15 protein-coding genes and 1 pseudogene are annotated in these 12,205 nt (G+C 63.2%); 11 read left to right on the top strand and 5 right to left on the bottom strand.

What is annotated here, in order from left to right:
- The first annotated feature begins 14 nt into the window (after positions 1 to 14).
- From FJ972_RS06330 to FJ972_RS06315, 4 genes are all read left to right on the top strand, one after another.
- A complete protein-coding gene (locus tag FJ972_RS06330; RefSeq protein WP_140500542.1) occupies positions 15 to 1,211 on the top strand; it encodes a phosphoglycerate kinase in 1,197 nt (398 codons plus the stop codon).
- Between the two features lie 125 nt (positions 1,212 to 1,336).
- On the top strand, positions 1,337 to 2,362 hold the full coding sequence (locus tag FJ972_RS06325; protein ID WP_140525464.1) for a class I fructose-bisphosphate aldolase: 1,026 nt from the start codon (positions 1,337 to 1,339) through the stop codon (positions 2,360 to 2,362).
- 167 nt (positions 2,363 to 2,529) lie between these two features.
- A complete protein-coding gene (locus tag FJ972_RS06320) occupies positions 2,530 to 3,261 on the top strand; it encodes a DUF899 domain-containing protein (protein ID WP_140517874.1) in 732 nt (243 codons plus the stop codon).
- 98 nt (positions 3,262 to 3,359) lie between these two features.
- Complete coding sequence (locus tag FJ972_RS06315) at positions 3,360 to 4,076, top strand: SGNH/GDSL hydrolase family protein (RefSeq protein WP_140500537.1); 717 nt, start codon at positions 3,360 to 3,362, stop codon at positions 4,074 to 4,076.
- An 81-nt stretch (positions 4,077 to 4,157) separates the two neighbouring features.
- On the opposite strand, the gene FJ972_RS06310 is transcribed toward FJ972_RS06315, so the two are convergent.
- Together FJ972_RS06310 and FJ972_RS06305 are read right to left on the bottom strand one after the other, a co-directional pair.
- Positions 4,158 to 4,337: a hypothetical protein gene (locus tag FJ972_RS06310; protein WP_181165425.1), complete on the bottom strand. Its 180-nt coding sequence runs from the start codon at positions 4,335 to 4,337 to the stop codon at positions 4,158 to 4,160.
- A 97-nt stretch (positions 4,338 to 4,434) separates the two neighbouring features.
- Positions 4,435 to 5,382 (bottom strand): ring-cleaving dioxygenase, encoded by a 948-nt coding sequence (locus FJ972_RS06305; RefSeq protein WP_140525463.1) that lies wholly within the window; start codon positions 5,380 to 5,382, stop codon positions 4,435 to 4,437.
- A gap of 309 nt (positions 5,383 to 5,691) precedes the next feature.
- Here FJ972_RS06305 and FJ972_RS06300 point away from each other — a divergent pair, with 309 nt between their 5' ends.
- The 4 genes and pseudogenes from FJ972_RS06300 to FJ972_RS06285 all read left to right on the top strand — a co-directional run bounded on the left by FJ972_RS06300 (position 5,692) and on the right by FJ972_RS06285 (position 7,834).
- Positions 5,692 to 5,859, top strand: a complete 168-nt coding sequence (locus FJ972_RS06300; protein WP_140500534.1) for a hypothetical protein — start codon at positions 5,692 to 5,694, stop codon at positions 5,857 to 5,859.
- 83 nt (positions 5,860 to 5,942) lie between these two features.
- On the top strand, positions 5,943 to 6,533 hold the full coding sequence (locus FJ972_RS06295; RefSeq protein ID WP_140525462.1) for a DJ-1/PfpI family protein: 591 nt from the start codon (positions 5,943 to 5,945) through the stop codon (positions 6,531 to 6,533).
- A gap of 55 nt (positions 6,534 to 6,588) precedes the next feature.
- Positions 6,589 to 7,032: a hypothetical protein gene (locus FJ972_RS06290; RefSeq protein WP_224655904.1), complete on the top strand. Its 444-nt coding sequence runs from the start codon at positions 6,589 to 6,591 to the stop codon at positions 7,030 to 7,032.
- An 80-nt stretch (positions 7,033 to 7,112) separates the two neighbouring features.
- A pseudogene (locus FJ972_RS06285) lies at positions 7,113 to 7,834 on the top strand (helix-turn-helix transcriptional regulator).
- Positions 7,835 to 7,896: 62 nt separating this feature from the next.
- On the opposite strand, the gene FJ972_RS06280 reads toward FJ972_RS06285, so the two are convergent.
- The 3 genes from FJ972_RS06280 to FJ972_RS06270 all read right to left on the bottom strand — a co-directional run bounded on the left by FJ972_RS06280 (position 7,897) and on the right by FJ972_RS06270 (position 10,260).
- Entirely contained in the window at positions 7,897 to 8,589 is a 693-nt protein-coding gene (locus tag FJ972_RS06280; protein WP_140517606.1) for a DUF1013 domain-containing protein, read from the bottom strand.
- A 324-nt stretch (positions 8,590 to 8,913) separates the two neighbouring features.
- Positions 8,914 to 9,054 carry a DUF1127 domain-containing protein gene (locus tag FJ972_RS06275; protein ID WP_140500528.1) on the bottom strand — a complete coding sequence of 47 codons (141 nt, stop codon included), beginning with the start codon at positions 9,052 to 9,054 and terminating at the stop codon, positions 8,914 to 8,916.
- A gap of 195 nt (positions 9,055 to 9,249) precedes the next feature.
- A complete protein-coding gene (locus FJ972_RS06270; RefSeq protein WP_140525762.1) occupies positions 9,250 to 10,260 on the bottom strand; it encodes an NAD(P)H-quinone oxidoreductase in 1,011 nt (336 codons plus the stop codon).
- Positions 10,261 to 10,381: 121 nt separating this feature from the next.
- Between FJ972_RS06270 and FJ972_RS06265 the strand changes: the two genes are divergently transcribed.
- The 3 genes from FJ972_RS06265 to FJ972_RS06255 all read left to right on the top strand — a co-directional run bounded on the left by FJ972_RS06265 (position 10,382) and on the right by FJ972_RS06255 (position 12,203).
- Positions 10,382 to 10,576 carry a DUF1192 domain-containing protein gene (locus FJ972_RS06265; protein ID WP_140500525.1) on the top strand — a complete coding sequence of 65 codons (195 nt, stop codon included), beginning with the start codon at positions 10,382 to 10,384 and terminating at the stop codon, positions 10,574 to 10,576.
- Between the two features lie 84 nt (positions 10,577 to 10,660).
- Positions 10,661 to 11,908 carry an MFS transporter gene (locus FJ972_RS06260; protein WP_140500523.1) on the top strand — a complete coding sequence of 416 codons (1,248 nt, stop codon included), beginning with the start codon at positions 10,661 to 10,663 and terminating at the stop codon, positions 11,906 to 11,908.
- A gap of 31 nt (positions 11,909 to 11,939) precedes the next feature.
- Positions 11,940 to 12,203 (top strand): ArsR/SmtB family transcription factor, encoded by a 264-nt coding sequence (locus FJ972_RS06255; RefSeq protein WP_140500522.1) that lies wholly within the window; start codon positions 11,940 to 11,942, stop codon positions 12,201 to 12,203.
- Positions 12,204 to 12,205: the final 2 nt, after the last annotated feature.

The following is a 12,205-nucleotide window of genomic DNA, read 5'->3' as shown; positions in this document are numbered from 1 at the left end:
CGAAAGGAACCAGCATGGCCAGCTTCAAGACACTGGACGATATCGGCAACATCAATGGCAAGCGCGTGCTGGTGCGCGTCGACCTCAACGTTCCCGTCGCTGACGGCAAGGTCACCGACACGACCCGCATCGAACGCATCGCGCCGACCATCGCTGAATTGTCAGGCAAGGGCGCCAAGGTCATCCTGCTCGCCCATTTCGGCCGGCCCAAGGACGGTCCCTCGCCGGAATTCTCGCTGGAGCCGATCGCCAGGGCGACGGCCGAGGTGCTTGGCCGTCCCGTGGGCTTTGCCGGCGACTGCGTCGGCGACACGGCGGGAAGTGCGGTCGCCGCCATGAACAAGGGCGACGTGCTGCTGCTCGAGAACACCCGCTTCTACAAGGCCGAGGAGAAGAACGACCCGGCCTTCACCGAACGGCTCGCCGCCAATGGCGATATCTTCGTCAACGACGCCTTCTCCGCTGCCCACCGGGCGCATTCCTCGACCGAGGGACTGGCGCATCTGTTGCCAGCCTTTGCCGGCCGCACCATGCAAGCCGAACTGGAAGCGCTGGAGAAGGGCCTTGGAAATCCTGTTCGCCCGGTGGTCGCCATCGTCGGCGGCGCCAAGGTCTCGACCAAGATCGACCTGCTGATGAACCTGGTCAAGAAAGTCGACGCGCTGGTCATCGGCGGCGGCATGGCCAACACCTTTCTCGCCGCACGCGGCACCGATGTCGGCAAGTCGCTGTGCGAGCACGACCTCGCCGCTACCGCCAAGCAGATCATGATCGAGGCGGCCGAGGCCGGCTGCGCCATCATCCTGCCCGTCGACGGCGTCGTGGCGAAGGAATTCAAGGGGGGCGCGGCCAGCGAAACCGTGGCCATCGCCGACGTGCCTGCGGATGGCATGATCCTCGATGTCGGCGAAAAGACCGTGAGGGCCGTTGCCGACTGGATCGACCGTGCCGCGACCTTGGTCTGGAACGGGCCGCTCGGCGCGTTCGAGATCGAACCCTTCGATCGCGCGACGATGGCGGCAGCCAGGCATGCGGCGGCGCGCACCAAGGCCGGCAAGCTGGTTTCGGTGGCCGGTGGCGGCGATACCGTGGCGGCGCTCAACCAGGCCGGGGTTGCCGACGATTTCACCTATGTCTCGACTGCCGGCGGCGCCTTCCTCGAATGGATGGAAGGCAAGCCGCTGCCGGGCGTCGACGTGCTCAAGCATTGAGACGATCAACTCGAGGCGAGCGCGCGGCGTTGCCGGGACTTTCGATCGATTGGAGCTTTCCGGCGTCATTCCTTTGGCGGTAGTGTTCTGTCAGGCGCAGAACAACACCGTCAAGGAGAAGCACGATGAGCGAACGTCTTGAAGACATTGCCGCCGCGATGGTGGCCAACGGCAAGGGCCTGCTGGCCGCCGACGAAAGCTCGGGCACCATCAAGAAGCGCTTCGACGTCATCGGCGTCGAATCGACTGCGGACAGCCGGCGCGACTACCGCGAGATGATGTTCCGCACCAGCGATGCCATGACCAGGTATATTTCCGGCGTCATCCTTTACGACGAGACTATTCGGCAGAAAGCGGCCGATGGCACGCCGCTGGTCGATATCATCAAGGCTTCAGGCACCATCCCCGGAATCAAGGTCGATGCCGGCGCCAAGCCCCTGGCCGGCTTTCCCGGCGACACGGTCACCGAGGGCCTCGACGGCCTGCGCGAGCGGCTCGCCGACTATTACAAGCTCGGCGCCCGCTTCGCCAAATGGCGTGCCGTGATCGACATCGACAAGGCAAAGGGCGTGCCGTCGGTCACCTCGATCAGCGCGAACACCCATGCGCTCGCCCGCTATGCGGCCCTTTGCCAGGAAGCCGGCATCGTGCCGATCGTCGAGCCGGAAGTGCTGATGGACGGCGCCCACGACATCGACACGTGCTATGAAATCTCGAGGGCGACGCTGACGAAGCTCTACGACGAGCTCTACGCGGCCCGGGTGGTGCTCGAGGGCACGATCCTGAAGCCCAACATGGTGCTGGCGGGCAGGAAGTCGGGCGCGGTGAGCAGCCCTGAAGAGGTCGCGGAAAAGACCATAAAACTGTTCCGTGAGGCCGTGCCGGCGGCGGTGCCGGGCATCGCCTTCCTCTCCGGCGGCCAGGAGGACGAGGAAGCGACCGCCAACCTCAACGCCATCAACGCCATCGGCCCGCATCCGTGGAAGCTGACCTTCTCCTATGGCCGCGCCCTGCAGGCTGCCCCGCAGAAGGCCTGGAGCGGCAAGGCATCCAATGTTGCCGCGGGTCAGGCCGCCTTCACCCACCGTGCCCACATGAACCATCTGGCGGCGCTTGGACAATGGAAGCCGAGCCTGGAGCAGGCTGCCTGACCACGGTTTTCCGTCTCTATCGGACCCGGGCCATGCGCCCGGGTTTTGCTGCGCTCCGCCGGACTTGGGATGAAGCGCCTCCATCCCTATTTCTCTCCAGCGCAGCCGGCGCGATGTCGGCTCATGCCCGTCCCGAACGTCCTTGGGATGAAGCCAGGGAGAGGTTCATGCATCGCAACAAGGTCGTTTCACGCGAGGATTGGTTCCGGGCACACAAAGCGCATCTGGCGCGCGAGAAGGAATTGACGCGATTTCGCGAGCGCATCGCGGCGGAACGGCGCGAACTGCCTTGGCTGAAGGTGAGAAAGGACTACGTCTTCGAAACCGAGCAGGGTCCAAGATGCCTGGCCGAACTGTTCGCCGGCCGCAGCCAACTGATCGTCTATCATTTCGTGTTCGGGCCCGGCTCGACCCATCATTGCGAAAGCTGTGCGTTCGTCGCCGACCACATGGACGGTGCCAATCAGCATCTGAGACACCATGACGTGTCGCTTGTCGCGGTGTCACGCGCGCCGCTCGCCGAGCTGCTGCCCTACCGAGAGCGCATGGGTTGGAAATTCGACTGGGTCTCATCCTATGCCTCGGACTTCAACTTCGACATGCAGGTGTCGTTCACCGACAAGCAGATCGCATCCGGTGAAGCGATCTACAACTTCGAGACGCCCGTTCTGAAATCGAAAGACCTGCCGGGCACCACCGTGTTCTACCGGGACGAGACCGGCGACATCTTCCTGACCTTCATGTCGCGCGCCCGCGGCAGCGAACAGCTGATCGGCGCCTATCAATATCTCGACCTTGCGCCGAAAGGCCGCGACGAGACCGGGCCTTATAGAACCTTGATGGACTGGGTGCGGCTGCATGACCAGTATGGAAACAGGTCGCAAGCGGACAGGGCTTAGGCATTCAGCGATCCCATCGAACATTGGACGCTTGAAGGCGTCCGCCACCGGTGCAAGGATCGTTCACCTCCGGCGCAACATGCGTTAATTGCTGCTCGATGCGACGCTTTCCGGCTCTCCTCACCTGGCTCGCCTTCCCTGTCTATGTCTGGCAAGGGCTTGGCGTACGCCGACGCACCTCGCGCATGCTGCCCGCGCAAGGCCCGGTCATGCATGAGATCGCCGGCGGCCAGCCGGCGGTCTGGCTGCTGGTGCTGGGCGATTCCTCCGCCGCCTCGGTCGGCATCGAAAAATCCGAGAATGGCCTGGCCGCGCAGCTGGCCGTCCTGATCTCGCAGCGAACCGGCCGCGCCGTGCGCTGGCGCGCCGCCGGGTTCAATTCGGCGACGTCGGGGCAGATCCGCGACCACGTCCTGCCCAATCTCTCGGCCGATCCGTGGACGCATATCGTGCTCGCCATTGGCACCAACGACACCAAGAATTTCCACTCCGTGCCCCGCTTCAAGAGGGCGTTCGGCGGTCTGCTCTACGCCCTGCGCGCTAAATGGCCTGAGGCCCGCGTGGTGTGGTCTCCTGTGCTGGAGTTCACGCAAGCGCCAGCCATGCCGCCGCTGCTCGGCAAGATCCTGGAAATTCGCGCCGGTGAGATGAACCGGATGGGCAAACGTCTTTGCCTCGAACGCGGTGCGGTGCCGGCGCCGCGCTTGCCGATCACCAATCCCGAAGCCGGCTTCGCCTCGGACGGATTTCATGCATCGGAAGCCGGTTACCGGGCCTGGGCCGAGCACCTCGTCGGCTGCGTGATCGAAGAGTGATTGCCGCCGGCTCGTGCCGGCCCGATATTCCATCCTGCGCATTCCAGGCGGGAAACCGCCAGACACCTTCCTGGAACTGCGCTACGTCCAATGTCCAAGCACGGCCGTTATCGAAATGGCCGCCATGGCCAGGAGCGCCAGCTTCCAGAAGTCGCTGCGCCGTTTCAGCCCCGGCCAGCCGAGCGGCTTGATCAACTGGATGACCATGATGCCAAGGATGACGAGGGCGAGGAGTTTCGACATGCCGCCTTTGACCAGCATCGCGGTCGGCTGTCAAAGCGCGTCGTTCGTCGCTCGAAAAAAATAGGCGCCGCGATCCGGACTGGAACGCGGCGCCAGCCTTTGATCGGAGAACGATCTACTTCAGCGGCTTGAGGCCGGCCTCGATCGAAGCGCGCTTCGATTCCAGGAATGGCGGCAGGGCCAACTTTTCGCCCAGCGTCTCCAGCGGTTCGTCGGCGGTGAACCCCGGCCCGTCAGTGGCGATCTCGAACAGGATGCCATTCGGCTCGCGGAAATAGAGGGAGCGGAAATAATAGCGCTCGACCTCGCCGCTCGACGGCAGACGGAATTCGGCGAGCCGCGCCGTCCATTGATGCAGCGTCTCCTGGTCCGGCGCCCTGAAGGCGACGTGATGAACCGCACCGGCACCTTGCCTTGCCGGCGCCAGTCCCGGCTGCACCAGGACGTGCAATTCCGCCGCCGGCCCACCCTCGCCCATTTCAAAGACCTGAACCTGGCCCTCCGGCGAGGCATAGTCTCGGACCTTGCGCATGTTCATCACTTGCGTCACCACTGCTTCGGTATTGGTGAGGTCGGGAACGCTGATGACGATCGGCCCGAGCCCGCGGATCTGGTGTTCGACCGGCACGGGGCTTTGCGCCCAGGGGCGGCTGTCGCCCTTGCCGTCATCGCTGACGAGGCGCAGACGCTGGCCCTCGGGGTCCTCGAAATCCAGGCTGGCGTAGCCACCGATGTCGGCAATCTCACTCGTGACGACATTTTCGTCAGTCAAGTGTTGCTTCCACCAGGCAAGGCTGTCCTGGCCACCAACCCTGAGGCTGGTCCGGACAATGCTGTGGGTGCCGCGTCGCTCGCGGCCGACCGGCCAGTCGAAGAAAGTAAGGTCGGTGCCCGGCGTCGCTTCGCCATCGGCATAGAAGAGGTGGTAGGCTGAGGTATCGTCCTGGTTCACCGTCTTCTTGACCAGCCGCAAACCCAGCACCCTTGTATAGAAATGAAGATTTCCACGCGCATTGGCGGTGATGGCGGTCAGATGGTGAATTCCTGTCAGTTGAAGGCTCATGGTCGTCTCCCTGTTTTGGGGAAGAATTTTCTCCCTCCATATCAGAACTTCGGATCCCTGGCTGGAGACCACGTATCCTGACAGTCCGTCGCCAAACGCTGAACAATGGATCATGACCAAGCATTGCATTAGTGAACAATCTCGGCCTTCTAAACCTGCTTCGGGCCGCGGTCTGATGCAGTGAAAACGGTACCTTCACAGGGATAACGCACCGATCGCAACTATTATCAAGGCCCTGCCATCCTCCTGACAGACTGCTGTCAGGAGGGGTGTGCGATACTGTCTTCATTCACAGAGAGGAGACTAGCCATGACCGGTTCCACCATTCTGCGCGGCATGCAGCACTATGTCGGCAAGATTCGTACGATGCGCAACGAGATCCGCACCCAGCGGTTCATCAACTCGCTGCCGGCGGACATTCGCAAGGATATCGGCTGGCCGGACATGTATGCCGAACGTCGCCTTCGCGACAATTGAGACGAATTTTTCGGCAAAGCGGTTGGATGTAGGCGCCCAACGCCCAGATGATAAGTCCGGCACGCGAGGGGCGGAGCGAGCGTATGCCCAAGCAGAAGACAATCGGCCTTCTTTTCATAGACGGCTTCGCCGACTGGGAATATGGCCTGCTGGCGGCCTCGGCGGTCGAATGGTTCGGCGCCCGCGCGGTTTCGCTGACACCCGATGGCACGCCGGTGAGCGGGATCAGCGGTTTCCGGCTGACGCCCGACCGCTCGGCCGGCGCCGATGAAAATGCCGATCTCGATGCAATCGCCGTCATTGGCTCCGACCGATGGGCGGGCGAGGCGCCGCCCGAGGTGGCGGAATTGCTCAGGGATGTTGCGATGCGGGATGGTGTCGTCGGCGGTATCTGCGCTGGAACGCTGGCGCTGGCCCGGGCCGGCATGTTCGAGAAGGCGAGGCACACCAGCAATGGCCGTGACTGGATCAACCGCCACATTGCTGGCTATGCCGGCGATCACAATTATCAGGACGTGCCGCATGCCGTGTCCGATGGCAAGATCGTTTCCGCGCCAGGTTCGGCGCCCGGCACCTTCGCGCTGGCTTTCCTGAAGACGCTCTATCCTGAACGAAACGGCGAACTTGCCGAGATGCGGACGCTGTTCGCCAGGGAGTATGCTGAACCCTCCTGACAGAATGGTGTCAGGAGCGCCATGCCATAGATGCGAGCGGTGAACAGGACGAGCGATGAAGAGCTGGACCGACAGATTGAACACGCCGGGGGTCAACGGCATCAGACCGGCCCCGCGCACGGTGGCAGATGGAGTCGAAGACCAGACGACGCTGGTGCCGACGGCGCAACAGGTCGACGAATTCATCCGCTCGATTCCCGAAGGCGTCGAGATGGACGTTCGCGTGCTGCGCACGGCGCTTCCCTTTGAACGTGGCGCCGAAGTGACATGCCCGGTCGCGATCGGCTATCATCGGCGTACCGTTGCCGAAGCAGCCATTGAGTATCTCGGGCGCGGCATGACGCTGAGCGATGTCGCGCCTTTCTGGCGCGAGCTCGATGCCAATGACGCCGACAACGAGGAAATTGTCCTTCGGCGCGGAATTTGTGGCCGCGCAGCGCAAGTGCGAAGGCTTGAAACCATGATGCATGCCGCCGAGTGTTCTGCGGTTTCGGAATAAAGGCATGCGCAAGAACACGATGCATGCAGCCCAACCGGTTTTGGGCGACATGCATAGGAACAACATCGAGGGACCATACGATGCGACGCGCCGACAGGCTCTTCCAGATCGTGCAGCATTTGCGCGGTGGCCGTCTGGTCACCGCGCAGAAGCTTGGCACATGGCTCGAGGTTTCCGAGCGAACCATCTATCGCGACATAGCCGACCTTCAGTCGACCGGAGTGCCGATCGATGGGGAAGCGGGCGTCGGCTACATGATGAGGGAGGGTTTCGACCTTCCACCGCTGATGTTCACGCGTGACGAGATCGTGGCGCTGGTCGCCGGCGCCCGCATGGTGCGTGCCTTTGGCGGTGCGGCCATGGCCCGGGCCGCTGATGAGGCTTTGGTCAAGATCGGCGCGGTGCTGCCCGATGCCGAAAAGGACCGTATCGCTCGCACCGAGATCCACACGCCGATGTGGGTGTGGTGAGCGATGCCGCGCGCGAGGCGATCGACCTGATCGAGCGCGCCATCGAGAAGCGCCAGGTGCTGACCATCGACTATTCGGACGAAGCCGGCCGCGGCACCGCCCGCGACATCAGGCCCTTGGGCCTTTGGTTCTGGGGCAAGGTGTGGACGCTGGTCGCCTGGTGCGAGATGCGCGACGATTTCCGCGCCTTCCGCATCGATCGCATCGCCTCGGTGGTCATCGCAGGCCGCGTCTTCAAGCCGGAGCGCGGCAAGCAGCTCGCCGATTTTTACCGGGCGGTGGAACGCAGCGAGGATTACGGCATGGCGCCGGACCGTGCGGCGCGAAGCTGAGGTCTCCCAACCCGTAAAAAAGCCCGCTCGAAGCGGGCTTTTCGGTCGAGTTCGCGAGAATTCTACTCCTCGTCGTTATCCCTGTCCTTCGACTTCAGAGCCGAGAGCTTGGCGAACACGGCGTTGGCGTCGAGTTCGGCATCCTCGTCCTTCGGCTTTTCGGGAGCCGGAACCAGGCGCTCGGTCAGCGCCGCCGGCAGCAATGTGTCGCCGACCGGCTGTGCCTGCTCGCGGCCGCGCGATGCGCGGTTGACTTCCATGTCAAGATCGATCTGCGAGGCGAGACCGAGCGTCACCGGGTCCATCGGCTGCAGGTTGGCAGAGTTCCAGTGCTTGCGCTCGCGGATCTGCTCGATCGTGGACTTGGTGGTGCCGACGAGGCGCGAGATCTGCGCGTCCTTCAATTCGGGATGGTTGCGCACTAACCAGAGAATGGCGTTCGGTCGGTCCTGACGCTTCGACAGCGGGGTGTAGCGCGGCCCCTTGCGCTTGGATTCCGGCACCCGCACCTTGGGGTCCGAAAGCTTCAACCGCTGGTTCGGATCCTTCTCGGCACGCGCGATCTCGTCGCGGGTCAACTGGCCGGTCATGATCGGATCCATGCCCTTGATGCCTTGCGCCGATTCGCCGTCGGCGATCGCCTTGACCTCGAGCGGATGCAGCCCGCAGAACTGTGCTATCTGCTCGAAGGAAAGCGCGGTGTTGTCGACCAGCCAGACAGCGGTCGCCTTTGGCATCAGCAGCGTATTGGCCATTTTAAAAATCCTTCTCGTTCGCCCGCGTTCCCGCGCGGGCGGTGGTTTAGAGCCACCAAAATGGGAAATTCGCAGGTTATATAACCGCTCTCCGGCGGTTCCGCAATGTTTTTGGGAAGGCGTTTTTGGGAACGCCCGTCGATCTGGCAACCACACCGGGGCAGATCAATCGCGGGCGGCATGAAAATGGTGCCGCGAATATGTTTGGGGTCCAGAAAGACAAAACCCGCCGGACAGGTCCGGCGGGTTCGGAACCGGCGACGAGCAAGCGTCTGCGGCGGCTCTGCTTTGCGACCCCGCCTTGCGGCGGGGCGGTTCTTGAAGTCAGATCGCCTGGCGGGCGATCTTTTCGATGTCGGCGCGGTTGATGCCGAGATCGCTGAGCTGGCGCGCGTTGAGGCGGTTCAGTTCGCGCACGGTCTCGTTGTACATACGCCAGTTACGGAAAGCGCGGATCGGGTTCATGTCAGTCCTCCAAATGGGGTGTCCGTTTCGATGATGCTCAAATAGTCATCATCGAGCGGCACTTGAATGGCTGATTTTGCATAGCAATGATGCAAATGCTGCATTGCACCATTAAGCTTTTGTTCAGCTTGCAGGCAGGGGCCGGGTCGCGGGTATGAGCCCGCCTCGGCCAGCCGGGCATCGGCAATGTTGCCGTCAGCCGACGTCGAGCACGATCTTGCCGATATGATCGCCTTCCTCCATACGCTCATGCGCCCGCCAGGCATCGGCAAGCGGGAAGATCATGTCCATGACGGGCGCGATCCGGCGCGTGCCGAGCAACGGCCACACCTGCGCTTCGAGCGCGGCTGCCAGCGCCGCCTTGAACTCGACGGTGCGCGGCCTCAGTGTCGAACCGGTATGAACAAGCCGCTTGACCATGATTTTCGAGAAATCGGCGCTCGCCACCGCGCCGCCTTGCAGGGCGATCTGGACGATCCGGCCCTCGACCGCCGCGGCCTCGTAGTTGCGCGCCACATAGTCGCCGCCGACCATGTCGAGGATGACGTCGGCACCCTTGCCGCCCGTCGCTTCCTTGACCGCCGCGACGAAATCCTCCTCGCGGTAGTTGATCGCCCGGTCGGCTCCGAGCTTCAGGCAGGCATCGCATTTCTCCTTGTTGCCGGCCGTAGTGATGACATAGGCACCGAAGGCCGATGCAAGCTGGATCGCCGTTGTGCCGATACCCGAAGAGCCGCCATGAACCAGCAGCGTTTCGCCTTTCTTCAAGCCGCCGCGCTCGAACACATTGTGCCAGACGGTGAAATAGTTTTCCGGCACGGCCGCCGCTTCCGTGTGGGTGAAGCCGGCCGGCAGCGGCAGCACGCTGCCGGCATGAACCTTGACATATTCGGCGTAGCCGCCGCCGGGAGTGAGCGCGCAGACGCGCTCGCCAAGGCGCCAGCGAGAGATCTCGTCGCCGAGCGCGGCCACTTCGCCCGACGCCTCCAGGCCCGGCAGGTCCGACGCACCGGGCGGCGGCGGATAGGCGCCCTTGCGCTGCTGCACGTCGGGCCTGTTGACGCCGGCGGCGCGCACCTTGATCAATATCTCGCCGGGACCGGGCACAGGCACATCGCGCGTCTCCGGTTTCAGCACCCTGGGCCCACCCGGCTCGGAGATCGCGATGGCCGTCATCCTTGCCGGAATTTTAGATCCGCTCGCCATGAAATCTCCCGTCTTTCCTCGCCGCATTCTTGCCGGCTGTTTGCATCGACGCCCCTGCCCTATGTATGCTCATTGGCAAATCAGGCAAATGGCCAATCGGTATGGCGGAGGAGGAGCACAAATGGCGATCTTCGACGACGAACCCAAGAAGAAGGCGCGTCCGCACGAGATCGGGCAGGACCTGTCGCTGCTCTCCGTCGGCGAGTTGTCGGAACGGATCGGCATCCTGCGTGACGAGATCGCCCGGTTGGAGGCTGAACTCAAGTCGAAGGACAGCACCAAATCCGCGGCCGAGGCGCTGTTCCGCCGCGGATAAGGCCGAAAAGACCCGCCTCCGAAAAGCCCGAATGCGACTGTCTTCAGACTCTGCGTCTCTCCTCGATTTCAGCCGGATCAAAAAATGCTCGCAGCCTACAGACCGATCCTTTCGCTGCTTCGGGGCACCGCCTTCCTTTTGGCAGCGTCGGGATTGCACGGCTTGCTGTTGCCGCTGCGCGGCCAGGTGGAAGGCTTCTCCACCGCATCGCTTGGCCTGATGGGCACAGCCTGGGCCGGCGGCTTCGTCACCGGCTGCTTCTTTGCACCACGTATCGTGCGCCGTGCCGGCCACGTGCGCGCCTTCGGCGCCTTCGCCGCGTCCGGCGCCATCGTTGCGCTGCTCACCGGACTGGTCATCGACGAATATGTCTGGATCCTGTTGCGCGCCTTCACCGGCTTCACCATGGCCGGCGCCTTCATGGTCATCGAAAGCTGGCTGAACGAAAAGGCCACCAACGAGAATCGCGGCACCGTTTTCGGCCTCTATATGATGGTCACCTATGCCTCGATCATGGGCGGGCAGATGATCGTCGCCGGCGGCGACGTGAAATCGGCCTCACTCTTCATGATCACCGGCATCCTGTTCTGCCTGTCACTGATCCCGACCGCGGTATCGACCGCCTCGCACCCCAAGCCGCTCCAGGACGTCAAGCTCGACGTCAAGGGGCTCTACGCCAACTCGCCGGTCTCGGCCATCGCTTGCGTCCTCATCGGCATCGCCAACGGCGCATGGGGCACGCTTGGCGCCGTCTATGGCGCCCGCATCGGCATCTCCACCGCTGAGATCGCCTTGATGATGAGCCTGGTGGTGGTGGCGGGTGCCGCCATGCAGCTTCCGGCCGGGCGTTTCTCCGACAAGACCGACCGGCGCTTCGTGCTGGCGGGTGCCGCTTTCGGCGCTGCGCTGTTCGCGCTCTTGATCTTCCTGTTCGAGCCGCGCTCCGGCGTCTTCGTCATCGTCTTCACCGCCGCCTACGGTGCTTTCGCCTATACGCTCTATTCGATCGCCGTGGCGCATGCCAACGACCACGCCAGTGCCGAGGACTTCGTCAAGGTTTCGGGCGGCCTGCTGCTGCTCTATGGCTTCGGCACCATGATCGGACCCTTGCTGGCGGCCGCCCTGATGGGCTGGATGCGTCCGGAGGGCCTGTTTCTGGCGACCGCCTTCGCGCATCTTTCCCTGGCAGGCTACACGCTGCTGCGCATCAGCCGCCGCGCGCCGGTGCCGATCGAGGACCGCGACGCCTTCAAGACGCAGCCCGCCGACCGTTCGGTGACGCCGGAAGCATTGCGGCTTGACCCACGAAGAAAAGCAGAAGCAAACGGTTGAGATTCGAAGAACTTTGCCCCACAAATGAGGCATGATGCTTTCCGACGCCTTCATGGCGATCGCCGATCCCAACCGGCGCCATCTCCTGGAAGAACTTCGACGCGGTCCCAAAACCGTCAATCAACTGGCAGCCGGGCTGCCGGTCTCACGTCCGGCCGTATCGCAGCATCTGAAGGTGTTGCTCGATGCCGGCCTTGTCCACGCCAAGGCCGAAGGCACGCGGCGCGTCTATACGGTGAGCAATGCCGGCTTCCTGAAACTCAACATCTGGCTCGACCAATTTTGGGAGACTTGATC

Source organism: Mesorhizobium sp. B2-1-1 (genome assembly GCF_006442975.2).
Taxonomy (GTDB): Bacteria; Pseudomonadota; Alphaproteobacteria; order Rhizobiales; family Rhizobiaceae; genus Mesorhizobium.
This window is presented reverse-complemented; position numbering and strand designations above follow the sequence as displayed.